The sequence below is a fragment of the Faecalibacterium taiwanense genome (assembly GCF_036632915.2).
Taxonomy (GTDB): domain Bacteria; phylum Bacillota; class Clostridia; order Oscillospirales; family Ruminococcaceae; genus Faecalibacterium; species Faecalibacterium taiwanense.
This window is the reverse complement of sequence record NZ_CP155552.1, coordinates 665,499-690,574: the sequence shown is the minus strand read 5'-3', so window position 1 is coordinate 690,574 and position 25,076 is coordinate 665,499. Positions and strand designations below refer to the sequence as shown.

Sequence of the window (25,076 nt, the reverse complement as noted above, 5' to 3'; positions counted from 1 at the left end):
ATTCAAATTGAGGTTCCGGCCCGAATGCCGGATCATGCCTGCTGTGCTGTGCGCTGGGACTGGATCTCGTACAGAATAATGCCCGCAGCCACCGACACGTTGTAGCTGTCCACACCGGTGCCCGGTGCTGCCATATCCAGCCGCACCACGCCGTCGCACAGCTTTTTCACCAGCTGCGAAACACCGCTGCCCTCGCTGCCCAGCACCAGTGCAATGGGGCCGGTCAGGTTGTTCCTGCGCAGAGACACGCCGTCCATATCGGCGCAGTAGACGAACACACCCTGCTCCTTCAGGCGGCGGATGGTCTCGCCGATGTTGGCCACACGAGCCACCGGCAGGCGTTCTGCGGCACCTGCGCTGGACTTGATGACGGTAGGCGTGACCGATGCGCCGCCGCGCTTTGGGATCACGATGCCATGCGCACCGCACAGCAGAGCACTGCGCATCACGGCACCCAGATTGTGCGGGTCTTCAATGCCATCGCTCAGCACCAGAAAAGGTGCCTCGCCCTTGTCCTTGGCTGCTGCCATCAGGTCGTCTACCGTCACGTATTCGATCTCGCTGGCAAATGCCGCCACACCCTGATGGCTCTCGGTGCCGGTCATCAGGCGCAGCTTGTTGGGGTGCACCCGCTTCACCGTGGCACCCGCTTCCTTTGCCAATGCGGTATAGTAAGCCGCCACGGCCGGAGCCATGCCCTCAGCAATGAGTACGGTGTCCACGCCGGAACCGCTTTTCAGCAGTTCGGTCACCGGATTTTTGCCATAAACAAGGCTCTCGTTCTTCTGCAGCGGCTCTTCCGGGCTGCGGCGCGGACGGCGCGGCTGGTTCTTTTCTTCCATGATGATTTTCTCCTTCCGTTGTATCACCGGAAGGTGCTGTGCACACCCTCCAAAAGGCGCGCCGCACTCTGGGCCGCGCACCGGTATGATCTGAAGATGATAACTCATCTTGAAGTATAGCATAAGCCAACCTTGTTTGCCAGCAAATTACCGTTTTTTATCCGCGTCGCCATCCATTATCATTAAACGCACAGAGACTCAAACGAGTCGGCTGTGCGTTTTTCTTTACTACAACCCCCATAGGACGGAGGTGAGACTGACGGGAAAGTACCGCTACCTGACCTTCGAGGACAGGAAGAAGATCGAGGCGTGGCATCTGCTCGGAGATCGGCCGGTCGACATCGCGGCCCGCCTGAGCGTCCACCACACCACGATCTACAAGGAGCTCCAGCGAGGCGCGACCGGCGCGCTGGACGCCAACCAGCGCGAAGGGTACAGCGCAGAGCTCGCCGAGAGGCGGCTGCGTGAGAGCTTCAAGCGCAGAGGTAAACGAGCACCGGCCGCACAGTAGCCAAGAACACCGGCAGCGCCGGGCCGAAGAAAGGAGAGCCCAACATGAAAACGATCACACGACCCCGACGCTGAAAATGGACGAGCTGCGCACCCTCCGCGCTGCTCTCTGAAGCGATCCGGCGGTCGTGTTTCTGCTTTTCAGGGACTCGACACCACTAAGATCCCCGGCTCTGGCCGGGCCAAGACGAAAGGAGACCACCATGACACACAACCCCAATGTGTACGGCTATGTAAACGGGAAACCCGTCTTTTCCCGCGACGAGTTCATCTTTGAACACCGCAAGCGCGGCCCCATCGAGGACGACGCCGAGCTCATAGCCTTCGCCGAAAAAGCAACGAGCGGCTGGCATAACGCCGGCTGGAGCCATAGCTTTATCAGCTTCTACCTCAGCGACTACGCGCTGAGCGAACCTTTGCAAGCCTGACGCTAAGCGAGTTCGGACGCCTGAAGGAGCTCCAGCAAGAAGCGCGCGAAGCCGCCAAAGCTGCGGACGACGCTCGGTGCTGGCGGCTCAAGGAGACGATCAACTGGGCCGACAACAGCGTCGAGGAAATCTACGAGGACAAAGACGGTAACACCAAGCATGTCACGGTCGTCGGCCCGCACGGCGACGCCTGCTGAGGAGGTGCGGAACATGAACACCAAAGCCATCCGGCAGCTCGCCGACGTCACGCTGGACAAGTACCGCAACTCGATCCCCCGCAAAGCCTTCGAGGAGTTTGTGAAGGACATCATCACCGGCGAGAACCGCGCGACCGCCTTCAGATACGAGGCGAGCCCCATCTGCCGGGCCTCGTTCCCGTCCACGCTGGACGAGGACGGCACCCGCTGCACCGTGGAGGTCACGGTCTACCGGCTGAACGCCGTGGCCGTCACCGCCTTCCTGCTGGACGGGCCCGAGACGCTGCTGCGGCACATCGGGCTCGACGAGCGGGACACATACACCACCAAGCACGAGATCGACGACCTCGTCACCGTCGTGCACATCACCAGAGAGGAGGCACCAGCATGGCAGCACTGAGAGACATCGCCCGAGACTTCGCCGCGGAGATCCGTGACGGCATCGGCTGGACAATCGTGTATCGCACCGGCCGCTCGTGGAACGCCCTGACGATCTGGAGCGACATCTGGAACGGCGAGTGGGAGACCGACGACCTCAACGACGCCATCGGGATCCTGAAGGCCGACCCGGACGCCGTCATCGTCAACGGCTACTACTGCGGCCACTTCGGTGAGGGCATGACCATCGACGAGATCGCCGCCGGGATCCGCTGGCACTACGAAGGCGGCCACAACCGCCTCGCGGACTATTGCGAAGTCACGCAAGGCCGGGACGCCCTCGAGGAGGGCCGCAAGGCTGCCGAAGCTGCCGGCCTCCCGTTCTGCGAGCGTCTGGCCGACGGCGGCGATGACGAGCTGAGCCCTACGTCTACGACGGCAGAATGGCACTCGCCGATCACGAGAAGATGCAGCAGGCCCGCGAAGCCCTCGATAGACTGGCCGACGCGCTGCGGGAAATCGCCGCCAAGCTGGCCGAAGCCATGAAGCCGGTCATCAACGCCGTGCTCTCTGCCTTCAAAAAGCTCTGGAAGGTATCGGTCAGGGCCATCGGAGTGCCGCCGAAGTGGCTGCACCTCGCGGCCCACGCAAAGAAAGCCAGAACCCGGAAGAAGTACCGCAACCGCATCCGGCGCTACGTTTTCGAGGCTCTGGCTGCGGAAGGAGGTGGAGGCCCATGACAGCCAAGTGCGTCGGCTGCGGGCTCGACTGGAACGTCAGCATATACCAGAAGATCCCCCGCACCGGCTACATCTGCCCGCACTGTGAGAGCCGGCTCCGCTCCGGCTACACCCTGAAAGACATACAGGCCAACCGAAAGGAACGGCCACAAATGACGAAAGGAGCAACCCCATGAAAAAGATCGCACTCAAGAACGCCACCCGCGGCACGGCCTTCGACTATGCCGGCCAGAGCTGGATCCTGCTGGAGAATGATGACGGCCGCGCCCTCTGCCTGAGCAAGGACATCATCGAGACCAGAGCCTTTGACGAGGGCAACTGCAACAACTTCGCCGTCGCCAGCAGCAAGGAATACCTCAACGGCGCCTACCTCGACAACCTGCTCGAGGACGTGAACGGCCCCAACGCCTTCCTGACCACGGAGCTCGACCTGACCACAGACGACGGCCTGAAGGACTACGGCACCTGCACCGCCACCATCTTCCTGCTGACGGTCGACCAGTACCGGCGCAACCGCGACGTCATCCCCAATGCAGACGACTGGTGGTGGCTGTCTACCGCCTTCAGCACGAAGGCTAACGGCTACGAGTCACTCGCCCTCCGCGTCTTCTCCGATGGCGCTCTGAACTGGAACAGCGCCTGCCGCGGCAGCGACGGCCTGCGCCCCGCTTGTTATCTGGACTCCGATCTCCTGATCTCCGTCGAGGACGACGAAGCCACAGACGACGTCACGCCGGAGCACGCCGGCGAGATCATCGCGGCGCTGGCCGAGCAGTTCGGCGGCACCTTCGCCACCGAGGATCAACTGACCACGGCCCTCTCGTTTATGCTCGGCACCCTGAGAGCTACCCGCGAGAAGGAGGCCCGGCATGAGTAACCTCTCCACCCTGCTCGACCGCTACAAGGCCCTCGTCGTGTTTGATACCGAGACCAGCGGCCTCGACTTCGACAGCGACCAGATCATCGAGCTCGCCGCCCTGCGCGTGGAGCGCACGGCCACCGGCGGCCTACGGATCGCCGGCAAGATGGACACCTTCATCAAGCTGCCCGAGGGCGAGACCCTCCCGGAGAACATCGTCAGCCTGACCGGCATCACCGACGAGCGGCTCCAGACCGAGGGCGTGCAGCCGGTCAAGGCAGCCGGCCAGATCGCCAAGCTCATGCAGAACGGCCCGACCCTGATGATCGCCCACAATGCACAGTTCGACGCCTGTTTCCTCCGTGGCCTGCTCCGAGGCCAGAAGGTCGGCCGGATCGACTGGCTGGACAGCCTGACGGTCTACAAAGACCGCAGGGCCTACCCGCACAAGCTCGCCAACGCGATCATCGCCTACGACCTCACCGGCAAGGTGCAGAACAGCCATCGCGCCATCGACGACGTGCTGGCCCTGTTCGAGGTACTGAAGGCGATGGACGACGAGCGCGAGGATCTCGGCAGCTACGTCAACCTGTTCGGCTACAACCCCAAGTACGGCGTCAGCGGCCGCCGGATCGTGGGCGTCAGATATGAGCCGCAGAGCTTCAGCAAGGGCCTGACTCGCCCGGAGCAGACGCTCCCGGCCCGCGTGGCGCGGAGGTGACAACATGAGCCCGGAGATCACGATCACGAGCGAGGAGCTGCGCGAGCGCGTCGAGGATCGCCTCGACCGCTGGATCCCTGACGACGTCTGGAACCGTGCCGAGCCCTACGCCCGCCACAAAAACGAAGTAAACCGGCAGCGGCACCCCGAGATCGACTACTACGACAACGACTACCTTGTGCTGCTGACCGCTGACACCGTCCGAGAGACCGAGTTCAGCGACCTCACTCACGCCCTCTGTGATCTGACCGTCGCACGGGCTCAGTGAAAGGAGAAACCAATGGAAACCACAAAGAAAGGGCCGCCCGTTGCGACCGGGCGACCCATGCGAGAAGATCCAGCAGCCTGCCAGCATACGGATCCCGCACCGCAAGTATAACACGCCGGCGCCGCCGTGCCAAGAGGAAAGCCCTGAGAGCTGCCACGCTGGCCGCTGCCGTCCTTCTGCTGGGCGGCATCTCTGTGGCAATCTTCACCACCCCGACCGGCAGCAAGCAGGAGACCAACATCCTGCCGCCGACCGCCACCGTCGGCGCATACATCCCGGACACCACCGCCCCGGCCGCTGAGGCCGTGGAGCCGACCGAGCCCGTCCTGCGCTACCCTCTGACCGACGCTGAGCGAGACGTCGTCGAGCGCGTGGTCATGGCCGAGGCAGGCGGGGAGTCCTTCGAGGGCCAGATGCTCGTCGCTCAGTGCATCCTCAACGCAGCCGAGAAGCGCGGCGTCGACCCCTCTGAGGCCGTCGTCCTTTACAGCTACACCAAGAGCCGGCCGGATCCCACACAGCGCGTCAAGGACGCCGTCGCGGCCGTGTTCGACCGAGGCGAGACCGTCGTGGACGAGCCGATCCTCTACTTCTACAACCCCGCCCTCGTGACCAGCGCCTTCCACGAGAGCCAGATCTTCGTCATCGAGGAAGGCGGGCACCGTTTCTTTGCAGAAAGGAGTACCAGATGAAACACCTCACCGAAATGAAGCCGGGCGAGACCCTGCACCTCCGCAGCGGCCGCGACCTCGAGCTCGAGAGCGTCACCCTGTCACCTGCGGCGTGATGCTCACCTTCAACGTCACCGAAAGAAAGGAGCACAACAATGAGCGATAAGACCACCGCGGCCCTCGCTGCCGAGCAGGCAGACGCAGAGGCCACCACCACGCAGGAGGCCGAGCTGCTGCCTGCTGCCACGCTGGACGAGCTGGAGCAGGTCGACCTCGGCACCGTCGCAGAGGGCGAGCGCGCCCCGTTCCGTATCACTGACGACCGCTGTGCCGACTGGGCCATCCGCAAGATCGCCGACGAGCGCAGCGAGTACGACCGCCTGAAGGCTCTGGCCGACGAGCAGATCGCGGCCATCAACGAGAAAGTCGCCGCCGCCCGCAAGCGCATGGAGAACGGCACCTCGTACCTCACGAGCTGTCTGGCCGACTTCTTCGCCACCGTCCCCCACAAGGAGACCAAGACGACGGAGAAGTACCGCCTCCTCTCCGGCACCCTGACCTTCAAGAAGGGCACCACCAAGACCAAGCTCGACGAGACCAAGCTGGTGCCGTGGCTCAAGGCCAACGGCTACGGCGAGCTCGTAAAGGTCGAGGAGTCGACCCGCTGGGCCGATCTGAAGAAGCTGCTCAGCTACACCGGCGACATCGCAACCCTGACCGAGACCGGCGAGATCGTGGAGGGCGTCACCGTCTACGAGACCCCGGGCATCTTCACGGTCGACGTGTAAGGAGGCACCGACATGGCAGAAACCAAGAAAACCGAGGCGGCCGCTGCTGCGGCCCTCCTGAAGCCGCCTGCCTGACGCTCCGGCAGAAGCTCGTCGAAATGCGGAAAGCCTGCCCGGAGATCGTCAAGAAGCAGCACAGCGACGGCGTCAGCTACAAGTACGCCAAGATCTACGACGTGTGGGAGAAGATCACCCCCATAATGAACGAGCTCGGCGTCGACTTCGACGTCATCAGCGAGCAGGCCACGCGCCACGCCGAGAACGGCGACCCGGTCTACTGGATCACCATGCAGACCAAGACCCGCAACGGCGACAAGCTAATGTTCCTCTACGAGGCCGACCTGACGATCCGCTGGCTGAACCTCGACAACGACGACGAGACCATCGAGGCCACCGTCCACGCCGTCGGCTGGAACGATGACCCCGCCAAGGCCAAGGGCGCAGCCCACACCTACGCCCTGAAATACTACCTTTTCGAGAAGTTCACCGTCGACCAAGGCGAGGACGACCCCGACAACAGTGACTTCGGCGCGCAGGGCAAAGGATCCGGCGCTGGAGGCCGCCAGCAGGCCACACAGGGCCGTCAGGGGCAGAGCTCCGGCCGTCTGAGCGACGCGCAGCTCGCACGCCTCTACAAGAAGGCAGAGGCCGCGGGAATGACCAAGGAGCGCACCAACGCCCGGATCGTGGAGAAGTACAAAAAGCAGGATCCGGCCACCCTGACCCGCCAAGAGTACGACGAGATCTGCACGTCCCTCGACAATGCGGCCGCACAGCATAACCAGCAAGGAGGAAATGCGTAATGTATAACCACACCGGCCTCCAAGGCCGTCTCACCGCCGACCCCGAGCTCAGATACACGCAGCAGGGCACGGCGATCACCAGCTTCACCCTCGCCAGCGACACCGGCCGCAAGACCAAGGACGGCAAGAAGATCACCAACTTCATCGAGTGCGTCGCATGGCGCGCACAGGCCGAGTTTGTCTGCAAGTACCTGAGCAAGGGCCGCCTCGTCCTCGTCGAGGGCGAGCTCACGAGCCGCAGCTACGAGGACAAGGACGGAAACCGCCGCAAAGCCGTCGAGATCACGGTCGACTCCGTCCACTTCTGCGACAGCAAGAAGGACGGCGGCCAGAGCTCTGGCAGCGACTTCGCCGATCCGGGCTACTCTGAGGGCTCCGGCGACTTCACGGAGATCGAGGACAATGGCGACCTTCCATTTTAACCTGACCGCCGGACGACCGGCAGACGACCAAAAGCAGGCCACAAACAAACGACCACAGAAAGGAGGTGACGACCGTGGCATGGCTGCAAGTGCATCAGACACTCAAGGATCACCGCAAACTGTTCGACGCTGCTGACCAGCTCGAAGTCGAGCCGCCGCACATGATGGGGCTGCTCGTCTCGTTCTGGCTGTGGGCCCTCGACAACGCCCCGACCGGCAGCCTCGTCGACATCACGCCGCGCATGATCTCGCGGGCTGCTCAGTGGGACGGAGACCCCGAAAAGCTGGCGAAAACGCTGATCCGGGCGGGCTGGATCGACGAAAAAGAGGATGGGACGCTCGAGATCCACGACTGGTACGAGTACGCCGGCAAGCTGATCGACCAGCGGCAAGCCGAGAAAGAGCGCTCCCGCAGTCGTCGGGCCGCTGCTGCGGCGTCTGCCGACGCATCGCCGGACGACCCAACGCCGACCGCCGGACGACCGGCAAACAGCCGCAAGAAAGCCGGAGGCAGAGTAGACCAGAGTAGAGAAGATAAGACAAGAGAAGGTAATACACCCCCTTCCCCCTCTGACGAGGGGAGTGACAGCGGCACGAAGTCGCTCGTCGAGGCCAGATTTCTCGAGTTCTGGAAAGCCTACCCGAAAAAGACCGGCAAGCAGTACGCTCTGAAGGCGTGGAACAAGATCAAGCCCACCGCTGAGCTCCACGAGAGGATCATGCAGGCGGTCGACGCTCAGAAGCGGAGCGACCAGTGGCGCCGGGAGAACGGGCGCTACATACCGAACCCGAGCACATGGCTCAACGGCGGCTACTGGGACAATGAGGAGGTGAACGAAGGTGCAGAAAATCAGCGAGATCCTGAACAGCCCGACAGCTCCGGCCGAGACTGGGGCAAGGGCTTCAAGCCGGCCGACGACGAGTGACGCCGGTAACTGGATCTGGAGCAACGACGAGCGCCTCGCCGGCCGTCCCGGAGTCCCTGAGCCCGTCCCCTGCGAGTTCTGCGGCGCCCTGCGCTACCACAAGGGCATCCAGCTCGGCAACCGCATCCTCTGGCCTCCCTACGGAGCCGAGCGATGCACCTGCCCCGAGGCCGTGGCTGCCTATGAGAAGGCGAAGGCAGAGCGCGAAGCTGCTGAGGCCGCAGCTGCCAAGGCTGAGGAGGAGAAGAAAATGCGGGATCGCATCAAGCGCATCGTCGGCGAGTCAGGCATGGGCGACCGTTTCCTGCGGCGCACCTTCTCCACCTTCCAGCTCACCGACGACAACAAGCGAGCAGCGGCAGCCGCCCGGCGCTATGCCGAAGGCTTCGACGCCATGCTGCCGCAGCCCGGTCGTCAGGAACCCGGTCGCAACGGCCTGTTTATCGCGGGCCCGCCGGGCACCGGCAAGACCCACCTCGCCGCTGCCATCGCCAACCACCTGATCGCGCAAGGCAAGCCGGTCATCTGCATGACGATGATCGACCTGCTGGAGCGCATCAAGCGCACCTACTCCACGACCGGCGGCAGCGAGAGCGACGTTCTGAAGATCTACAAGACCGTCCCGCTCCTCGTGATCGACGACATCGGCAAGGAGCCGCCGACCGAGTGGGCGATCTCCACGGTCTACAACATCATCAACGGCCGCTATGAGGCATACCTGCCGACCATAGTGACCACCAACTACGACACCGAGGCCCTGATCGACCGCATGACACCGCGAGAAAGCCACGACAGCATGACGGCCCGGGCCACCATCGACCGGCTCATGGAAATGTGCAGGGGCATCACCCTCACCGGCCAGAGCTGGCGCAGCAGGTGATCGAGATCCGCGAGACTACGCTCAGAGAGGCCAACGCCTACGTCGAGGAGCTGCACAGGCACCACGGCAAAGTCGTCGGCCACAAGTGGAGCCTCGCAGCCTACAAAGACGGACGCCTCTGCGGCGTCGCAATCGTCGGAAGGCCGACCGGCCGCTACCTCGACAACGGCAGCACCCTCGAAGTAACACGACTCTGCACGGACGGCACGCGGAACGCCTGCTCGGCGCTTTACGCAGCCTGCGCCAGACGCGCAAAGCGGGAAGGCTACGCCAAAATCATCACCTTCATCCTCCAGAGCGAGCCCGGGACAAGTCTCAGGGCCGCAGGCTGGACGCTGGAGGCCGCAAAAGCCGGAAAGCCACGATGGAACAAGGAACGATACGCCGCCAAGCCCGTGCAGCTCTCTCTTTTCCCGTCGAAACAACCACCGGCCGAGTACAAACAACGATGGGCGAAAGCCCTGAACCAGAAGGAGGACACGACAACATGAAAAAGGTTTACATCTGCTCCCCGTGCCGCGGGGACTACGAGAACAACATCCAGCGCGCCAAGGAGTACAGCCGCGCGGCTGTGGAGAAGGGCGTCATCCCCGTCACCCCGCACATCTATCTCACGCAGTTCATGGACGACAACGTCCCCGAGGAGCGTGAGCTGGCCCTGAAGATCGGCAGCGAGCTGGTGCTCGGCTGCTCCGAGCTGTGGGCCTTCGGTATTGACCACCCTTCGGCCGGTATGGCCGCGGAGATCGAGCTCGCCAAGGCGCACGGCATCCCCGTCCGCAACGGCTTCAAGGCCATCAGCGAGCTGAAGCCTGACGAGGAGCCTGAAAGCGGCGAGGAGGACGATCCCGACATCGGCAGCGTGACGATCCACCTGCCTGCCCGCGGCGGCTCCATCCACGTCCACCTCGACGGTGCCACCATCCTCACGCTCGCCGACCGCCTGATCTCCGATCCGGGCGTCCACATCGAGATCGGAGGCTGAACGCCGTGACGAAGTACGACCCGAGAAAGAACGCGGAGGGCTACAACGACCCGACGCCCTACGCAGCCGAAAAACACATGATGGCGCAGATCCGCGGCAAGCAGGCCAGAGTCGCCGGCGGCTACTTCGAGAATATCATCTCGGCCTCGTGCGACTACTACCTCAGCCGCGGCCTCGCAAAGATCGAAAAGACGCCGGAGCCCATGAAGCCCCTCGGCGCCAAGAACCGCAAGGGCCAGTTCCTCGCCTGCTATACCAAGCAGGCCCAGCCGGACTATGGCGGCACCCTGAAGGGCGGCCGGAGCATCTACTTCGAGGCCAAGCACACCGACGACGAGCGCATCGAGCAGCGCCGGCTCACTCAAGAGCAGCAGGACGACCTCGAGGCCCATCACAAGCTCGGCGCCATCGCCTTCGTGCTCGTCTCCGTGAGCCTGACGGACTTCTACCGCGTGCCGTGGCCCGTCTGGCGTGATATGGCCGAGATTTACGGCCGCAAGTACATGACGCACGCAGAGCTCTCCCGCTACGAAGTACCGGCGACGGCCGGCTTCATCAAGTTCCTGCACGGCATCGAGTCGGAAGTGCTCGGAAAGGAGGCAACAACGTGATCCCGTTCCCGGATAAGAAATACAGCATCATTTACGCCGACCCGCCGTGGAGTTACAGCGACAGCGGATGCTCGGGCGCGGCTGCCGCGCAGTACGCGACCATGAGCATCAACGAGCTGAAGCAGCTCCCCGTCAACCCTGCGGGGGGGTATAGCTGCTGACGACTGTGTGCTCTTTATGTGGGCCACATACCCGAAGATGCAGGAGGCCCTCGACCTGATCGAGGCGTGGGGCTTCAAATACAAGTCGATCGCCTTCCAGTGGATCAAGCAGAACCGCAGCGGAAACGGCTACTTTTTCGGCCTCGGCCGCTGGACTCGAGGTAATACCGAACCTTGCCTGATCGCTATCAAAGGCAAGCCGAAGCGCATCAGCGCCGGCGTCGGTCAGCTCGTGTTCTCGCCGCTGCGCAGGCATAGTCAAAAGCCTGCCGAAGTGCGCGACAAGATCGTCGAGCTGATGGGAGACCTACCCCGCATCGAGCTTTTTGCCCGAGAAGCCGCCCCGGGATGGGACGTGTGGGGCAACGAAGCACCGACGCCTGAAGTCAAGGACGCGCCAGCCGACAGCGTCGAGCTGGCCGGAAAGGAGGAAACACATGAACCAGACAACCAAAGAGACCCGGCGCCGCAGCTATGACGCCGTACTCCCCAAGCGGGCTGCCCGCTGCCGCCTGATCCTCGAGACCCTCGGCAACCGTGAGCTCACGGCCAGCGAGATCACTGAGGAGCTCGTCGCAGCCGGCCGGATCCCGTACTTCAACCGCAACTACGTCGCCCCACGGCTCACAGAGCTGAAGGAGATCGGGATCCTCACGACGGTCGGCCGCCGCAAGGCCACCCGCTCGGACGCCACCGAGGCCGTGTGGGCCAGAGCGGAGCCTTCAGGCCCCACGGGCCAGACGGCCGCAGCCTACGCAGACAACCCGACCGAGGCCGAGCAGATGACGCTCGGATCGGCCACCTGAGAGGAGGGCCAGCATGGAACGTCTGACCCACGAGAGAGTCAACGGCATCAAGACGGGCTACTGGAGCGCAGCCACCAAGGAGGTGCTCGTCCAGAAGCTCGCCGCCTACGAGAACACGGGCTACGAGCCCGACGAGATCCGCGCAGCCATTGAACAGGCTGCCAAGAACAGCGAAACCAAGACCGCGACCATCATGGCCGAGTGCATCGCCGGAGCGATGAAGGACACGCTCGAGAAGTATGGCACGGCCGGCAGCGGAAAGAAAGGAGAAACCCCATGAACGAACAGAACCAGCGCGACAGCATCATGTCGATGGCCCGCGGCGCCTTCGAGGAGCGCGTCGACTATGAGATGGACAAGGTGATCCAGAACATCCTCGACCCCAACACGAAGGCCACGGCCAAGCGCAAAATCACCCTCACCATCGAGCTGACCCCGGACGACGAGCGCCGCACCATCGGCGTCTCCGTGACGGCCAAGTCTACGCTCGCAGCCACCAACCCCGTCGCCACGGCTCTCTATGTCACCTCTGACGGCAACGGCGAGCTCGTCGTCGCCGAGATGGTGCCGCAGGTGCCCGGCCAAATGAACATGGACGGCACGCAGCAGGAGGCCCCGAAGCTCCTGAAGCTCGTCCAGCACGGATAAACACCCACAACACAGAACAAGGAGGACAACACAATGCTCGCAAAAATGATCGACAAAATCGTCAGCCTGAAGGAGACCAAGATCTTCGAGATTGACGGCCAGACCTACGCCGACGCATCACTCACCCGCATCCCGCCGCACGTCGACCGCCCTGACTGCATCAGCGTCAGCGGACTCGATAGCATCTGCAAGCTGATCCGCACCGAGCTCGAGAAGGTCGGCACGACCATCATGGTGCAGGTCAAGAGCAACGACACCGTCGAGGTGATGACCACCTACCTGAGCGACTTCTCCCGCAACACGCTCTACCGCGCCAAGGCTGACGCCCCGGGCCTGCGCACCGGCTTCAGAGGACGCGAGGTAGCTCTGATCGAGCTGCGGAGCCTCTGCATCCCCAACGAGGGCACGGCCTACCTGCTCGACCTGCTGAGTCGCATGACCAACGAGAACAGCGTCAGCACCAACGACAACGGCGTCACGCAGACCGTCGAGGCACGTCAGGGCGTCGCCCTCAACGCGGTCGTCGAGATCAAGCCTCGCGTCATGCTGCGGCCGTTCCGCACCTTCCTCGAGGTGGAGCAGCCCGAGAGCGAGTTCCTGCTGCGCGTGGATCCCGACGAGGGGATCGGCTTCTTCGAGGCTGACGGAGGCATCTGGAAGCTCGAGGCCAAGAAGAACATCGCCGACTACTTCCTGAAGAACATGGGCGATCTGATCGACGCCGGCAAGGTCGTCGTCATGCAGTAAATGGAGCGCCGGGCGGGCTCCGGCCCGCTCGGCTTTTCTGAAAGGAGCAGCACCGTGAAAGAATACGAAACCCTCACCCGTGAGAAGGTCGACGTCGTGCCCTTCGGCTGCGGTATGCCGGAGACCCACCTGATGCAGGACTGGAGCGACAGGATGCTCGACCTGATCCTGAACGGGCCAACCATCAACGGCATCAAAAAGGACGAAGTGCGGGCCATGCTGCGCGAGACCTACACGGCCCTGAAGCAGTACGAGAAGATCGGCCCGATGGCCTCGCCCTTCATCAACGACCCGACGGCCATCGTGGCCCGGGCCTTCTCTGAGCTCTACCCCGGCGTCGAGTACGTCGCGCAGTACGTCCCCGACCTGCGGGACGAGACCAACGGCACCGCCTATGGCCTGACCATCTTTCCCGACGACGGCAGCACGCCGATCGTCTGCATCTCGGCCGAGGCGCCCATCAGCGCCGCCCATGAGCTGCTGGCGCACGAGCTGGCCCACGTCGCCACCCCGGAGGACACAGAGCACGGCGAGAGCTGGAGCGCAGCGTCGGAGGCCATATTCAAGAAGTACAACGAGCTCCTCGGCACTATGATCCCCGACGAGCCTGAGCCCATCCTCTCACCCCACCAGCCCGGAGACGGCGGGATCCTCACCATGCCGCTGCGCGATAACGTCCCGGAGCCTCCGACGGACGACTGGCAGCTCACCACCTGCCCCGTCTGTGGCGCTGAGTGCTGGCAGACAGACACGGCCCGCCGGATCCTCGCACTGGAGCCCGACGTCCGAACCGCCTGCACAGCCTGCGCGCTGAAGGGGCTCGGAAAATAATACTGGAGGTAATACATGAACAACGAAAGAAACAACACGACGGCCGGCGGGATCGGCTTCTGCGGCCTTCTCGCCGTCGCCTTCATCGTCCTGAAGCTCACCGGCGTCATCAATTGGAGCTGGCTGTGGGTACTGGCCCCGATCTGGATCCCGACCGCCATCACCCTCGCCATCATCGTGATCGTGCTCGTGGCCATACTGGTCAGAGAGCTGACGAAGGGAGGCCGCCCGTGATAACCGCGGAGGAGCGCCGGGCCCTGCTGGATCGTGCAATCACGACCTACGGCGCGCCGGCACAAATGGACATGGCCGTCGAGGAGATGGCCGAGCTGACCAAAGCCCTCTGCAAAATCAAACGGGCACAGGCTGGCTGCGAAGTGACCGCAGCGATCGGCAACGTGATCGAGGAGATGGCAGACGTCCAGATCATGCTCGACCAGCTCCGCATCATCTTCCACCGATCCACCGAGGAGGTCGAGGAGGCGAAACTGGAACGGCTGAAAAACCGTCTTGACGGCCGAAACAACTGGCAGGGCTCCAGCCTCCACAAGTGGATCGAGAAACAATTCTCCACAGGAGGTGACGGCCATGAATAAACCGCAGCCGCAGACCGGCCCCGAGATCGAGGAGTACAGCACCACGGCCACGCCGAAGGCATACGCCGGCAGCGTCCCTGTGTTCTGTGCACACGACGCCATCGTCCCGCTGAAGGATCTGCGGCCTAACCCCAAGAACCCCAACCAGCACCCGCCGGAGCAGATCAAGCTCCTCGCCTCTATCATCCGGGCGACCGGCTGGCGTGCTCCGATCACCGTCAGCAAGCGCAGCGGGCTCGTCACCAAGGGCCACGGCCGTCTCATGGCCGCGCAGCTCGACGACCTGACCGACGCCCCGGTCGACTATCAGGACTACGCAAGCGAGGCCGAGGAGCTGGCCGATCTGACGGCAGACAACCGCATCGCGGAGCTCGCCACCACTGACAACAAGATGCTCGCCGAGGTTTTCGCCGACATCGACACCGGCGAGATCCCGTTCATGCTCAGCGGCTACACCGAGGACGACTACGGCAACATCGTGACGGCTCTCTCTGAGGCGCTGCACACCAAGGAGCCGAGCAGCGACCCCGACGCCGAGATCCCGGCCCCGGCCGCGCCGGTCACACAGTACGGCGACCTCTGGATCCTCGGCCGGCACCGCGTCCTCTGCGGAGACTGCACCCGGCCGGAGGATCGCGCCCTGCTGCTCGACGGCAACAAGCCCGAGATCCTGCTGACCGACCCGCCCTACTGCTCGGGCGGCAGCAAGGAGTCGCAGAAGTCGACCGGCAGCATCGGCACCGAGAGAAAGAACGGCAAGGCCCCGAAGATCGCCAACGACATCCTCAGCACGCGCGGCTACCAAAACCTGATCCGCGGCGCGCTCACCGACATCCCCTGCCTCTACGCCTACATCTTCACCGACTGGCGTATGTGGGTATATCTGTTCGACCTCGTCGAGGCGGCCGGCTTCGGCGTCAAGTCTGAGATCGTATGGGACAAGGGCACGCCGGGCATGGGCGTCGGCTGGCGCTCACAGCATGAGCTCATTCTGTTCGGCGCCAAGGCTGCCACCCACTTCGACGGCCACAAGGGCTACGGCAACGTCCTGAGCATCTCCCGCTCCGGGAATGAGCTGCACCCAACACAGAAGCCCGTCGAGCTGCTGGAGAAGCTGGTCGACAACACGGACTTCGCCACGGGCGTCTATGATCCCTTCGGCGGCTCCGGCACGACGCTGGCCGCCTGCGAGGCATACGGGCAGCCCTCCTACATCATGGAGCTGACGCCCGCCTTCACGGACGTGATCGTCAAGAGGTACATCAGAATAACAGGAAAGACAACCGTGCGCTGCGTCCGTCAAGGCCGAGAGCTACCGCGCGAGGAGATCGCCGCGATCTTCGAGCCTGACGAGGAAGGAGGTGAGCAGGAGTGACGCCCTGACATAATGAGCGAGAAGCCGATCACACAACGGATCAAGGACAGGCTCGCGGCCTACACCGCCATGCTGAGGGACATCGACAACCAGCTCGAACGCCTCGACCGCATGGAGATGACGATGGCATCACCGCCCGGCCCTGATCTGACAGGTATGCCACGCGGATCCGGCACACCATCCGACCGCACCGGCATGATGGTGGAGCGGAAAATGGAGCTCGAGGAACAGATCGACCGGCTCAAGGCTGAGGAGAAGCAGGAGCGCAACGCCATCGAGGGCCTGATCCTCCAGCTCTCCGACCCCGACGAGCGCGCCGTCATCCGGCTGCGCTACTTCGACCGGGCTGACTGGGAGAGCACCTGCGGCGTCCTGTTCGGTGATCGGCGGGACTACGTCGACAGAGTGGACGCCTACCAGAACAGGACATACAAGATCCACGGCCGCGCCCTGCTCAACCTCGCCGCCGTGCTGGAGGAGCTGGAGCCCCTGCCTGAGCTGCGGCAGTAAAACGCAGTAAAAGGAACAAAAGGGAAGTAAAAGGAATTGAAAAGCAGTAGCGACCCGTGCTATTCTATATCCTGCAAAAGACCGCCGGACACACGGGCAACGCCGTGACAATTCCGAGCGGCTGACCAGAGGAAAACCAAATAACAACCGACGGCAAGAGGCCGACGGGCGAACCAACGCCCGCCGGTCTCTTTTTGCGTATAGGAAGGAGGCGACGGCCATGCCGCAGAACAGCATCTCGGCGCAGCTCAGCAACCTGCAACAGCTCGTCGCTGACCTCGAGGCAATCGAGAACGGCGGCAAGAAGGCCATCAGCAACACCATCAAGGACGTCAAGGCCAGAGCCCCGGGCTGGATCGCTCAGGAGGTCACGGCCGTCTACAACATCAAGAAGTCAGAGATCACGCCCTCGGGCAGCGGAAAGCCGAAGAAGATGGCAGGCAGCATCCAGATCACCGGCGAGACCATCGAGGAGCTCACCATCACCTACAAGGGCAGGCTCCTGACCCCTGTGCACTTCGGCATGACACCGAAGGCCCCGCCCCGCGGTAAGAGCTACACGCTGAAGGCGTCGGTGCTCAAGGGACAGAAGAAGGTAATCGGCCGCTATCTGAACACCCGTACCCCGGGCGGCCCGTTCTCGCAGCGCTCGCACAATATCCTCATGGGGACAGGCAACACCAAGGGAGACGGCACGAGCTGGATCCCATTCCAGCGAATGAGCAAGACCCGCACCGACATCAAGAAGCTGACCACCATCTCGGTGCCGCAGATGATAACCAGCGACCGCACCAACGAGGCCATCATGCTCCGGCTCAACACCGAGACAAGCAAGCGCCTCGAGCACCACATGAAGCGAGCCCTCGGCCTCTAAGCCAGAGCCCACCAGAACGCCGCACAGCGCGTCCACAGCCGCACCCGACACCGAGCCCGGCCCCACACCACCAGACGCGCACAGAGCGCGCCACAGCGCCGCGCAGACGCCTCCACGGCCACGCACAGCGCCGCAAGGTACTGTGACGGGCCCCTCTGGCCTGCGGTGCTGGCGAGCCCAAAAACGCGCAGCCGGGAAAATTTTTTCAGGCCGTTTCGTTTCGTCCGAGCGGCCGCTGACCTTTTTCGTGAGGTCACGAAAATGATGGACGCGGCAGAAAGGAGGGAACGCCGTGCCGAACCAACCCAACACCAAACTCGTCGACAGCAAGACCATCGCGGCCCTGTTCGACATGACGCCCCGCCGAGTTCAGCAGCTCACCAAGGAGGGCGTCATCACCGCAGTCAAGGAAGGCAACGCCAACCGCTATGACCTGCTGCCGACGATCCAGAGGTACATCCGATACCTGACAGCCAAGGCCAACGGCCGGGAGCCGTCAAAGAAGGACAGCGAGATCGAGGGCCGCCGTCTGGAGGCCGAGGCAGACCTCAAGCGCAGCAAGGCAGACATCGCCGCCCTCCAGCTCAGCGAGCTCGAGGGCACCATGCACCGCAGCGAGGACGTCGAGGCTGTGATGACCGACCTCGTCTACAACATCAGGTCGATGCTCGTGGCCCTGCCGGGCCGTCTGGCCGTCGACGTCACCGGCGCAGCTACACCCGCCGAGGCGTCCGAAATCATCCGCACAGAGGTCTACAAGATCCTGACGGAGCTGGCCGGTTATAAATACGATCCCGAGGTGTACGCCCGGCGCGTGAGGGATCGGGAAGGCTGGAGCGAGCAGCTCGCCGATGACTCTGACGACTAAGAAGGCAGCCGCGAAGCTCAATACCGCCATCGCCGGAGCGGTCAAACGCTTCGCACCGCCCGAGAGCCTGACCGTGGACGAGTGGGCTGACAAGCATCGCCGACTCTCCCTGAAAGCTCGGCCGAGGCCGGCCCGTGGCGTACCAAGCGCACCCCGTACCTCGAGGAGCCCATGCGGGCCTTTACGGATCCGAAGGTGCACAAAATAGTCATGGTGGCCGCCTCGCAGGTCGGCAAGTCTGAGCTCGAGCTCAACATCATCGGCTACATCATCGACCAAGACCCCGGCAGCATCCTCTACGTCCACCCGACCATCGACGACGCCCGGAAGTTCAGCCGCCTCCGCGTGGCACCTATGATCCGCGACAGCAAGCCCCTGAAGGCGAAGGTGCACGACGTCAAGGCCAAGGACAGCGGCAACACAATCCTCCAGAAGTCGTTCCCGGGCGGGATGCTCACCCTGACCGGCTCCAACAGCGCCTCGGCTCTGGCCTCCACGCCTGCCCGCTATATCATCGGCGACGAGCGCGACCGCTGGGCGACCAGCGCCGGCACCGAGGGCGACCCGTGGGCGCTGGCTGAAGCACGTCAGGCCACATTCTACAACGCCAAGGCGGTCGAAGTCTCCACTCCGACCATCAAGGGCAACAGCAACATCGAGACAAGTTTTTACCAAGGCACGCAGGAACGCTGGTGCCACCGCTGCCCCGAGTGTGGGGAGTACAGCGAGATCGTGTTCGACAATATCCACTTCGACCCGGAGGCCAAGAGGATCCGCGGGAAAAGTCGTGGAGCCTCAAGAGCGGCGTCTCGTGGAGCTGCCCGGCCTGCGGCTGCCTGATCCCCGAGGACGTCATGCGAAAGCAGCCGGCCAAGTGGATCGCCGACAACCCGGACGCCTACAAGAAGGGCGTCCGTTCTTTTGGCTCAATGCCTTCTCGAGCCCGTGGACTCCGTGGGAGAAGATCGTCCTCAAGTTCCTCGACGCCAAGGATGACCCGCAGCGCCTCAAGGTCGTCTACAACACCCTGCTCGGCCAACTGTGGGAAGATCGCGGCGACCTCGAGGACGAGGACACCATGCTCGCCCGCCGTGAGGACTACGGCACCCGCCCGGACGGCACCCCTGTGGAGCTGCCTGACGGCGTGCTCGTGCTGACCTGCGGCGTCGACACTCAGGACAACCGCCTCGAATACGAGGTAGTCGGCCACGGGAAGTACGGCGAGACGTGGGGCGTCGTCAAGGGCTACATCATGGGCCGGCCAGACACCCCGGAGGTCTGGCAGCGACTCGACGACGTGGTCGACCACGTCTACAAGTTCAAAAACGGCCGCGGCCTGAAGATCTCCATCACCTGCGTCGACTCCGGCGGCCACTTCACCCAAGAGGTCTATGAGGCGTGCCGGGCCCGCGTCGGCAAGCGCGTCTTTGCCATCAAGGGCAAGGGCGGCGACGGCATCCCCTTCGTCTCGCCCCCGAGCAAGGTGCCGATCCGCGACAACAAGCGGATCACCTGCTGGCTCTACACCATCGGCGTCGACGCCGGCAAGGCGACGATCATGGCTAATCTGAAGGTGCAGGAGCCCGGGCCAAAATACTGCCATTTCAACCGGCACCCCGACGCCGGTTATGACCTCAATTTCTTCAACGGGCTCCTCTCCGAGAAGCTGGTGCTCACGCACACGCGCCGCGGCGACCGCTGGGCGTGGGAGAAGCTGCCCGGGCACAACCGCAACGAGGCCCTCGACTGCCGCGACTACGCCAACGCCGGCCTCAAGATCATCAACCCCGACATGGACGCCATCGAGCGCCGCCTGCAAGGGCTGGAGGAAAAACCGAAGGCCCCGCAGCAGCGACGGCAGCGGCAACGGCACAACCGGGCCGACGCCTTCGACGACTGGTAAGGAGGACACACCACAATGAGAAAGACCCGCGAACAAATCGAGTACCAGCTCTCCATCAAGAGGAACCGGCTGGAGCTCTACCTGAAACGAGAGGCCGAGATGCTGGACGGAGGCGTCCAGAGCTACGGCATCGGCTCGCGCAATCTGGCCCGCTACAACACCGACCTCGGATCCATCCGGGCCGCCATCAAACAGCTCGAGGCAGACATCGAAGCCCTCGAGGCCGCACTGAACGGCGAGAAGCCGCGAAAAGCTGTGGGAGTAGTGCCCCGAGACTGGTGAAAGAAGCCCCGAAAGGGGCTTTTTCATAGGCCGACGCCGGGAGTTTTCGCTCCTTTTCTCCCGACTCGGCCATCTTCACCATGAAGGAGGTGAGCACCATCAGCAAAAGAAAAAGCAGAAGCCGCCCACAGAACAGGCGGCAGCAGCCGCGCCCTGTGAATAAGGGCTACGGCGACGCCGGCGCGAGCTGGCACAAGAAGGCGACCAAGGGCTTCAGAGCTATGAGCGGCAGCCCGAAGGAGGACATCGACGCCAACAACTACACCCTGCGGCAGCGTGCCCGGATGCTTTACATGGCGGCCCCGATCGCCACCTCTGCCATCCGCACCAACCGCACCAACGTCGTCGGCATCGGCCTCCAGCTCAAGAGCCGGATCGACCGCGAGGCGCTCGGCATGACGCAGGAGGCCGCAGACGCATGGCAGGCTCAGGCCGAGCGGGAGTTCGCCCTCTGGTCTGAGAACAAAGGGCGTGCGACGCCACCGGCGTCAACAACTTCGCAGCCATGCAGCAGCTCGCTCTATCCTCGTGGCTGGTCAGCGGCGACGTGTTCGCCGTCGTGAAGCAGTACGAGCCGACGCTGCTCACGCCCTACTCGCTGCGCCTTCACCTGATCGAGGCCGACCGAGTCGCCACACCGACGACCTCCGGCATCATCACCCCGATGCTGCTGACCACTGGAAAGGCGTCCAACGGCAACACCATCTACGACGGCGTCGAGGTGAACGACGACGGCCAGATCGAGGCGTACCACATCCGCAGCACCTACCCCTTCGAGCTCGGCAGCACGACGACGACGTGGGCCCGTGTTCAGGCATACGGCGAGCGGACTGGCCTGCCGAACATCCTGCACGTCATGGAGAGCGAGCGCCCGGATCAATACCGCGGCGTCAGCTATCTCGCGCAGGTCATCGAGCCCCTGCTCCAGCTTCGCCGCTACACCGAGAGCGAGCTGACTGCGGCGGTCGTCGAGTCGTTTTTCACGGCCTTCATCAAGACCGAGGCAGGCGCCGGCGACAACCCGTTCAACGAGGTCGGGAGCAGCCTGCCGGAGGTGAGCCGAGATCCTAACGAGTACGAGATGGGCCCCGGCCAGATCAACATCATGAAGCCCGGCGAGGACGTGACCTTTGCAGACCCCAAGCGGCCGGCCAGTGGCTTCAACACCTTCCTGCGCGCCATCTGTGAACAGGTGGGCGCCGCACTCGAGATCCCGGCCGACCTTCTGCTCAAGAGCTTCAACAGTTCGTACAGCGCCAGCCGCGCCGCCCTGATGGAGGCGTGGAAGGCGTTCCGCATGAGGCGCAAGTGGTTTGTCGATGACTTCTGCACGCCGGTATATGAGATCTGGCTCTCTGAAGCCGTCGCCCGCGGCCGCATCAGCGCCCCGGGCTTCTTCGCAGATCCGGCGATCCGCGCCGCATACCTCGGCGCCGAGTGGATCGGCCCCTCTCAGGGACAGCTCGACCCGACGAAGGAGATCACGGCCGAGATCCTCGCCATCGGCGAAGGCATCACGACCAGAGAACAGGCGACCATCCGACTCAACGGCGGTCAGTGGGACGCCAACGTCGACCAGCTCACTCGGGAAAACGAGAAGCTGCGCGCAGCGCAGGGGCAGGTCGACCAGAGCACAGCGGCCAGCGGCACGATCTCCGCAGCTCTGCGGGAGGCGATCGTCGCCGAGGCCATCAAAAGCATCAAGGAAGGAGACAAGCATGAGAACGCATAACACTCCCCGGCTCTGCGCCGGGCCTCAGACTGCGGGCACGCCGATCAAGTTCTGGAACGTCGCCAGCATCGGCGACGACGAGGGCGAGATCACCCTCTACGGCGACGTCGTGAGCCGTCAGCCTGTGGACTGGTGGACGGGCGAGCCCGAGCCCGGCCTCTACATCGCGCCCGAGAGCTTCATGGAGGATCTCACGGCAGTCAAGGGCAAGAGCAACATCACCATCAAGATCAATAGCTGCGGCGGCGACCTCTACACCGGCATCGCCATCCACAACGCCATCAAGGGCCTGACCGGCCACAAGGTCGTCGTCGTGGAAGGCATCGCGGCCAGCGCGGCCAGCGTCATCGCCTGCGCGGGCGACGAGGTACAGGTCTATCCCGGCAGCATGGTGATGATCCACGGCGTCGCCGGGCTGCTCTACGACTACTACACCCTCGCAGACCTGAAGAAGCTCCAGAAGGACTTCGACGCGAGCGAGCGGGCCATCGCGGAGATCTACCACGCCAAGACCGGCCTCGAGGTCGACCAGCTCCGCAGCATGATGACCCGCGAGACGTGGATGGTCGGGCAGGAGGCCATTGACAACGGCTTTGCCGACACCCTGCTCACAGACGAAGGCCCCGACGTCGCCCTGAGCGCCGACAAGAAGGTGCTCCTCGTCGCCGGCATCCGGCACGACGTCAAGGGCTTCAGACACATCCCGGGGACGATCCCCATCGACAACAGCATCCACGCCGCCCCTGCGGCTGGAAATAAACACGCGGCCGCCAAGAACGACGGCCCCAAGAAGGAGGACAACAAGACCATGACCCTCGAAGAAATGAGAGCACAGCACCCCGACGTCGTGGCTCAGATCGAGCAGCAGGCGGCCGAAACTGCCAGAACGCAGGAGCGCGCCCGCATCGAGGCCATCGACAGCATCGCCGCAAGTGTGGGCGACGCGCAGCTCGTCAGGGACGCCAAGTACGGCGAGACCCCTGCACCGCTGAGCAGCTCGCGCTCAAGGCTATGCAGAAGCAGGCGGCCCTCGGTGCCAAGCACCTGAAGGACGCCAAGGCTGACAACGACGAGTCCGGCGCTGCCGGCGTCGGCGCTGCCCCTAACGGCGGCGAGGAAGGCAGCGAAAGCGACGACAAGGCAAAGGTGGACGCCATCGTCGGCCTCTACAACTCCACCAAGTCTCAGAACGGAGGTAAGAAGTAATGAGCAAGAGACTGGACGAAAACCTCGGCAGCGTCGGCTATGATGGCCTGATCGTTGCCAACGAGCCCGTCGCTGACGTGTTCACCGTGACCATCCGCAAGGAGGCCACCGCCGCAGCCACCTATAAGCGCGGCACCGTGCTGGCCCTGTCTGCCGGCACCGCCGGCGACGGCAAGCTGGTGATCCTCGGCTCCACCGCGACCACCAACGAAACCCTGACCGCCAACTGCATCCTCGCCGAGGACGTGGAAGTCGGCACCACCGCGGACGTGACCGTGCTGGCCTACCGCACCGGCCACTTCGCCCGCAACAAGCTGGCTGTCGCAAGCGGCTACACCCTGAAGGCGACCGACGAGGAGGAGCTGCGCAAGGCCGGCATCCTGCTCTCCGACGCCATCGAATACTAAGAGAAGGAGGACAACAAAATGCCTTTTAACTTCTACGACACCCACACGCTGCTCATGGCCGTGCAGCAGCTCACCCCTGCTGCGACCTTCCTGCGTGACCGCTACTTCCCCACCAACGACGCGAGCGACATCTTCGCCACCGACGACGTGCTCGTCGAGTTCCGTGACGGCAGCAAGAAGCTGGCGCCCTTCGTGGCCCTCGCAAGGGCGGCGTCACCGTCCTGCGCGCCGGCTACAATATGGAACGCTACACCCCGCCCTTCGTGGCTCCCCGTCGCGTCCTGACCCTCGACGAGCTGCGCAAGCGCGGCTTCGGCGAGGCTCTCTACTCTCAGCTCACCCCTGAGCAGCGCCAGCAGACCCTCATCCTGCGCGACGCTGACGAGCTGGGTGAGCTCATCACCAACCGCGAAGAAGCGATGGCCGCCGAGACCATGCTGACCAATGGCTGCGTGATGAAGCACATCGCCGACGACGTCGACAAGGCCGACGAGATGGAGATCCGTTTCTACTCCGAGGCCAGCAACCCCGCGACCTACACCCCGACGGCCAAGTGGGACGCCACCGGCGGCAAGATCCTGAAGGATCTGGAGGCCATGATCCGTATGCTGACCAAGCGCGGCCTCCGCGCTTCTGATCTGGTCTGCTCCCCGGACGTGGCTGACACCATCATCAACGACGCAGCCGTGCAGAAGCTCCTCGACAACCGCCGCATCGAGATCGGCAACGTGGAGCCTGAGCTGCTGCCTGACGGCGCTGCCATCGTGGCCCGCCTGAACGTCCTCGGCCGCATCATCAGCGTCATCTCCTACGACCTGACCTACACCGACGACGAGGGCAACGACAAGCTCTACATCCCGTCCGGCAAGTGCGTCCTTACCGCTCCCGGCGCTGGCCGCACCGCCTACGGCGCCGTCTCTCAGGTCGAGCAGAGCGACGGCGAGTTCCACACCTACGCCGGCCGCCGCGTGCCGAAGTATGTGAGCAGCGCCGAAGGCAACAGCCGCACGCTGACCATCTCCAGCCGCCCGCTGATGATCCCCAACAACAAGAACCCGTTCATCGTTGCGGACGTCCTGACGGACTGAGCGCAGCAGAAAG

38 protein-coding genes and 2 pseudogenes are annotated in these 25,076 nt (G+C 63.7%); 39 read left to right on the top strand and 1 reads right to left on the bottom strand.

The genetic code is table 11. The features are described 5' to 3' along the window. Positions 1-32 precede the first annotated feature (32 nt). Complete coding sequence (gene rlmB, locus PXT33_RS03400) at positions 33-965, bottom strand: 23S rRNA (guanosine(2251)-2'-O)-methyltransferase RlmB (RefSeq protein WP_332375955.1); 933 nt, start codon at positions 963-965, stop codon at positions 33-35. A 127-nt stretch (positions 966-1,092) separates the two neighbouring features. Here rlmB and PXT33_RS03395 point away from each other — a divergent pair, with 127 nt between their 5' ends. The 39 genes and pseudogenes from PXT33_RS03395 (at position 1,093) to PXT33_RS03200 (ending at position 25,063) form a co-directional block, all read left to right on the top strand. Next, complete coding sequence (locus tag PXT33_RS03395) at positions 1,093-1,353, top strand: helix-turn-helix domain-containing protein (protein WP_020989852.1); 261 nt, start codon at positions 1,093-1,095, stop codon at positions 1,351-1,353. Positions 1,354-1,555: 202 nt separating this feature from the next. Further along, the gene (locus tag PXT33_RS03390; RefSeq protein ID WP_347070474.1) at positions 1,556-1,780 is read left to right on the top strand and encodes a hypothetical protein; all 225 of its coding nucleotides are present in this window, start codon (positions 1,556-1,558) and stop codon (positions 1,778-1,780) included. A gap of 210 nt (positions 1,781-1,990) precedes the next feature. Next, positions 1,991-2,377, top strand: a complete 387-nt coding sequence (locus tag PXT33_RS03385) for a hypothetical protein (RefSeq protein WP_332375954.1) — start codon at positions 1,991-1,993, stop codon at positions 2,375-2,377. Next, complete coding sequence (locus PXT33_RS03380) at positions 2,365-2,901, top strand: hypothetical protein (protein WP_347070473.1); 537 nt, start codon at positions 2,365-2,367, stop codon at positions 2,899-2,901. The genes PXT33_RS03385 and PXT33_RS03380 overlap by 13 nt, the downstream gene beginning before the upstream one ends. Beyond that, positions 2,898-3,095 carry a hypothetical protein gene (locus PXT33_RS03375; RefSeq protein WP_347070472.1) on the top strand — a complete coding sequence of 66 codons (198 nt, stop codon included), beginning with the start codon at positions 2,898-2,900 and terminating at the stop codon, positions 3,093-3,095. The genes PXT33_RS03380 and PXT33_RS03375 overlap by 4 nt, the downstream gene beginning before the upstream one ends. Then, the gene (locus PXT33_RS03370) at positions 3,092-3,271 is read left to right on the top strand and encodes a hypothetical protein (RefSeq protein WP_332375952.1); all 180 of its coding nucleotides are present in this window, start codon (positions 3,092-3,094) and stop codon (positions 3,269-3,271) included. The genes PXT33_RS03375 and PXT33_RS03370 overlap by 4 nt, the downstream gene beginning before the upstream one ends. Beyond that, positions 3,268-3,972 (top strand): DUF6273 domain-containing protein, encoded by a 705-nt coding sequence (locus PXT33_RS03365; RefSeq protein WP_332375951.1) that lies wholly within the window; start codon positions 3,268-3,270, stop codon positions 3,970-3,972. Before PXT33_RS03370 ends, PXT33_RS03365 begins: the two co-directional genes overlap by 4 nt. Then, positions 3,965-4,675, top strand: coding sequence for a PolC-type DNA polymerase III (locus tag PXT33_RS03360; protein ID WP_223474802.1), 711 nt, complete (start codon positions 3,965-3,967; stop codon positions 4,673-4,675). Before PXT33_RS03365 ends, PXT33_RS03360 begins: the two co-directional genes overlap by 8 nt. A gap of 4 nt (positions 4,676-4,679) precedes the next feature. Further along, on the top strand, positions 4,680-4,943 hold the full coding sequence (locus tag PXT33_RS03355; RefSeq protein WP_118761564.1) for a chitinase: 264 nt from the start codon (positions 4,680-4,682) through the stop codon (positions 4,941-4,943). Positions 4,944-5,137: 194 nt separating this feature from the next. Next, positions 5,138-5,635 carry a cell wall hydrolase gene (locus PXT33_RS03350; protein ID WP_347070471.1) on the top strand — a complete coding sequence of 166 codons (498 nt, stop codon included), beginning with the start codon at positions 5,138-5,140 and terminating at the stop codon, positions 5,633-5,635. Positions 5,636-5,769: 134 nt separating this feature from the next. Continuing rightward, positions 5,770-6,402: a host-nuclease inhibitor Gam family protein gene (locus PXT33_RS03345; protein WP_332375949.1), complete on the top strand. Its 633-nt coding sequence runs from the start codon at positions 5,770-5,772 to the stop codon at positions 6,400-6,402. Positions 6,403-6,500: 98 nt separating this feature from the next. Further along, positions 6,501-7,205 carry an ERF family protein gene (locus tag PXT33_RS03340; RefSeq protein ID WP_347070470.1) on the top strand — a complete coding sequence of 235 codons (705 nt, stop codon included), beginning with the start codon at positions 6,501-6,503 and terminating at the stop codon, positions 7,203-7,205. Then, positions 7,205-7,627 (top strand): single-stranded DNA-binding protein, encoded by a 423-nt coding sequence (locus tag PXT33_RS03335; protein ID WP_223474796.1) that lies wholly within the window; start codon positions 7,205-7,207, stop codon positions 7,625-7,627. The genes PXT33_RS03340 and PXT33_RS03335 overlap by 1 nt, the downstream gene beginning before the upstream one ends. A 74-nt stretch (positions 7,628-7,701) precedes the next feature. Further along, positions 7,702-8,553, top strand: a complete 852-nt coding sequence (locus PXT33_RS03330) for a hypothetical protein (protein ID WP_223474795.1) — start codon at positions 7,702-7,704, stop codon at positions 8,551-8,553. After that, a complete protein-coding gene (locus PXT33_RS03325; protein WP_270554413.1) occupies positions 8,468-9,433 on the top strand; it encodes an ATP-binding protein in 966 nt (321 codons plus the stop codon). The genes PXT33_RS03330 and PXT33_RS03325 overlap by 86 nt, the downstream gene beginning before the upstream one ends. Next, on the top strand, positions 9,430-9,924 hold the full coding sequence (locus tag PXT33_RS03320) for an XF1762 family protein (protein WP_332375948.1): 495 nt from the start codon (positions 9,430-9,432) through the stop codon (positions 9,922-9,924). The genes PXT33_RS03325 and PXT33_RS03320 overlap by 4 nt, the downstream gene beginning before the upstream one ends. Next, the gene (locus PXT33_RS03315; RefSeq protein ID WP_332375947.1) at positions 9,921-10,418 is read left to right on the top strand and encodes a DUF4406 domain-containing protein; all 498 of its coding nucleotides are present in this window, start codon (positions 9,921-9,923) and stop codon (positions 10,416-10,418) included. The genes PXT33_RS03320 and PXT33_RS03315 overlap by 4 nt, the downstream gene beginning before the upstream one ends. A 5-nt stretch (positions 10,419-10,423) precedes the next feature. Continuing rightward, positions 10,424-11,029, top strand: a complete 606-nt coding sequence (locus PXT33_RS03310) for a Holliday junction resolvase RecU (RefSeq protein WP_332375946.1) — start codon at positions 10,424-10,426, stop codon at positions 11,027-11,029. After that, positions 11,029-11,668 (top strand): annotated as a pseudogene (locus PXT33_RS03305) (MT-A70 family methyltransferase). The gene PXT33_RS03310 and the pseudogene PXT33_RS03305 overlap by 1 nt, the downstream one beginning before the upstream one ends. After that, positions 11,628-11,996: a hypothetical protein gene (locus tag PXT33_RS03300; protein ID WP_008981445.1), complete on the top strand. Its 369-nt coding sequence runs from the start codon at positions 11,628-11,630 to the stop codon at positions 11,994-11,996. The pseudogene PXT33_RS03305 and the gene PXT33_RS03300 overlap by 41 nt, the downstream one beginning before the upstream one ends. A gap of 13 nt (positions 11,997-12,009) precedes the next feature. After that, the gene (locus PXT33_RS03295) at positions 12,010-12,276 is read left to right on the top strand and encodes a hypothetical protein (protein WP_223474790.1); all 267 of its coding nucleotides are present in this window, start codon (positions 12,010-12,012) and stop codon (positions 12,274-12,276) included. Then, positions 12,273-12,644, top strand: coding sequence for a hypothetical protein (locus tag PXT33_RS03290; RefSeq protein ID WP_033121166.1), 372 nt, complete (start codon positions 12,273-12,275; stop codon positions 12,642-12,644). Before PXT33_RS03295 ends, PXT33_RS03290 begins: the two co-directional genes overlap by 4 nt. Before the next feature lie 33 nt (positions 12,645-12,677). Next, on the top strand, positions 12,678-13,391 hold the full coding sequence (locus tag PXT33_RS03285) for a hypothetical protein (protein WP_195278364.1): 714 nt from the start codon (positions 12,678-12,680) through the stop codon (positions 13,389-13,391). Between the two features lie 54 nt (positions 13,392-13,445). After that, positions 13,446-14,222, top strand: coding sequence for a hypothetical protein (locus PXT33_RS03280; RefSeq protein WP_332375944.1), 777 nt, complete (start codon positions 13,446-13,448; stop codon positions 14,220-14,222). Positions 14,223-14,237: 15 nt separating this feature from the next. Next, entirely contained in the window at positions 14,238-14,456 is a 219-nt protein-coding gene (locus PXT33_RS03275; protein ID WP_008981440.1) for a hypothetical protein, read from the top strand. Then, positions 14,453-14,818, top strand: coding sequence for a hypothetical protein (locus PXT33_RS03270; RefSeq protein WP_242842975.1), 366 nt, complete (start codon positions 14,453-14,455; stop codon positions 14,816-14,818). Before PXT33_RS03275 ends, PXT33_RS03270 begins: the two co-directional genes overlap by 4 nt. Continuing rightward, positions 14,811-16,193 carry a site-specific DNA-methyltransferase gene (locus PXT33_RS03265; RefSeq protein ID WP_332375943.1) on the top strand — a complete coding sequence of 461 codons (1,383 nt, stop codon included), beginning with the start codon at positions 14,811-14,813 and terminating at the stop codon, positions 16,191-16,193. The genes PXT33_RS03270 and PXT33_RS03265 overlap by 8 nt, the downstream gene beginning before the upstream one ends. 12 nt (positions 16,194-16,205) lie before the next feature. After that, entirely contained in the window at positions 16,206-16,703 is a 498-nt protein-coding gene (locus PXT33_RS03260; protein ID WP_332375942.1) for a hypothetical protein, read from the top strand. 220 nt (positions 16,704-16,923) lie between these two features. Next, positions 16,924-17,577 carry a serine/arginine repetitive matrix protein 2 gene (locus PXT33_RS03255; RefSeq protein WP_332375941.1) on the top strand — a complete coding sequence of 218 codons (654 nt, stop codon included), beginning with the start codon at positions 16,924-16,926 and terminating at the stop codon, positions 17,575-17,577. 292 nt (positions 17,578-17,869) lie between these two features. Then, entirely contained in the window at positions 17,870-18,445 is a 576-nt protein-coding gene (locus PXT33_RS03250; RefSeq protein ID WP_332375940.1) for a protoporphyrinogen oxidase, read from the top strand. Positions 18,446-18,616: 171 nt separating this feature from the next. Then, positions 18,617-19,285, top strand: coding sequence for a phage terminase large subunit family protein (locus tag PXT33_RS03245; RefSeq protein ID WP_347070469.1), 669 nt, complete (start codon positions 18,617-18,619; stop codon positions 19,283-19,285). Further along, entirely contained in the window at positions 19,257-20,348 is a 1,092-nt protein-coding gene (locus PXT33_RS03240) for a terminase gpA endonuclease subunit (RefSeq protein WP_347070468.1), read from the top strand. The genes PXT33_RS03245 and PXT33_RS03240 overlap by 29 nt, the downstream gene beginning before the upstream one ends. Positions 20,349-20,363: 15 nt before the next feature. Further along, positions 20,364-20,630, top strand: a complete 267-nt coding sequence (locus tag PXT33_RS03235) for a hypothetical protein (RefSeq protein ID WP_118647711.1) — start codon at positions 20,364-20,366, stop codon at positions 20,628-20,630. Positions 20,631-20,785: 155 nt separating this feature from the next. After that, complete coding sequence (locus PXT33_RS03230; RefSeq protein ID WP_347070467.1) at positions 20,786-21,193, top strand: phage portal protein; 408 nt, start codon at positions 20,786-20,788, stop codon at positions 21,191-21,193. Beyond that, positions 21,136-22,362 carry a phage portal protein gene (locus PXT33_RS03225; RefSeq protein ID WP_347070466.1) on the top strand — a complete coding sequence of 409 codons (1,227 nt, stop codon included), beginning with the start codon at positions 21,136-21,138 and terminating at the stop codon, positions 22,360-22,362. The genes PXT33_RS03230 and PXT33_RS03225 overlap by 58 nt, the downstream gene beginning before the upstream one ends. Beyond that, the gene (locus tag PXT33_RS03220) at positions 22,349-23,410 is read left to right on the top strand and encodes a head maturation protease, ClpP-related (RefSeq protein WP_347070465.1); all 1,062 of its coding nucleotides are present in this window, start codon (positions 22,349-22,351) and stop codon (positions 23,408-23,410) included. Before PXT33_RS03225 ends, PXT33_RS03220 begins: the two co-directional genes overlap by 14 nt. Next, a complete protein-coding gene (locus PXT33_RS03215) occupies positions 23,374-23,568 on the top strand; it encodes a hypothetical protein (RefSeq protein WP_347070464.1) in 195 nt (64 codons plus the stop codon). Before PXT33_RS03220 ends, PXT33_RS03215 begins: the two co-directional genes overlap by 37 nt. Continuing rightward, the gene (locus PXT33_RS03210) at positions 23,568-23,975 is read left to right on the top strand and encodes a head decoration protein (RefSeq protein WP_008981429.1); all 408 of its coding nucleotides are present in this window, start codon (positions 23,568-23,570) and stop codon (positions 23,973-23,975) included. Before PXT33_RS03215 ends, PXT33_RS03210 begins: the two co-directional genes overlap by 1 nt. 18 nt (positions 23,976-23,993) lie before the next feature. Next, positions 23,994-25,063 (top strand): annotated as a pseudogene (locus tag PXT33_RS03200) (major capsid protein). Positions 25,064-25,076 lie beyond the last annotated feature (13 nt).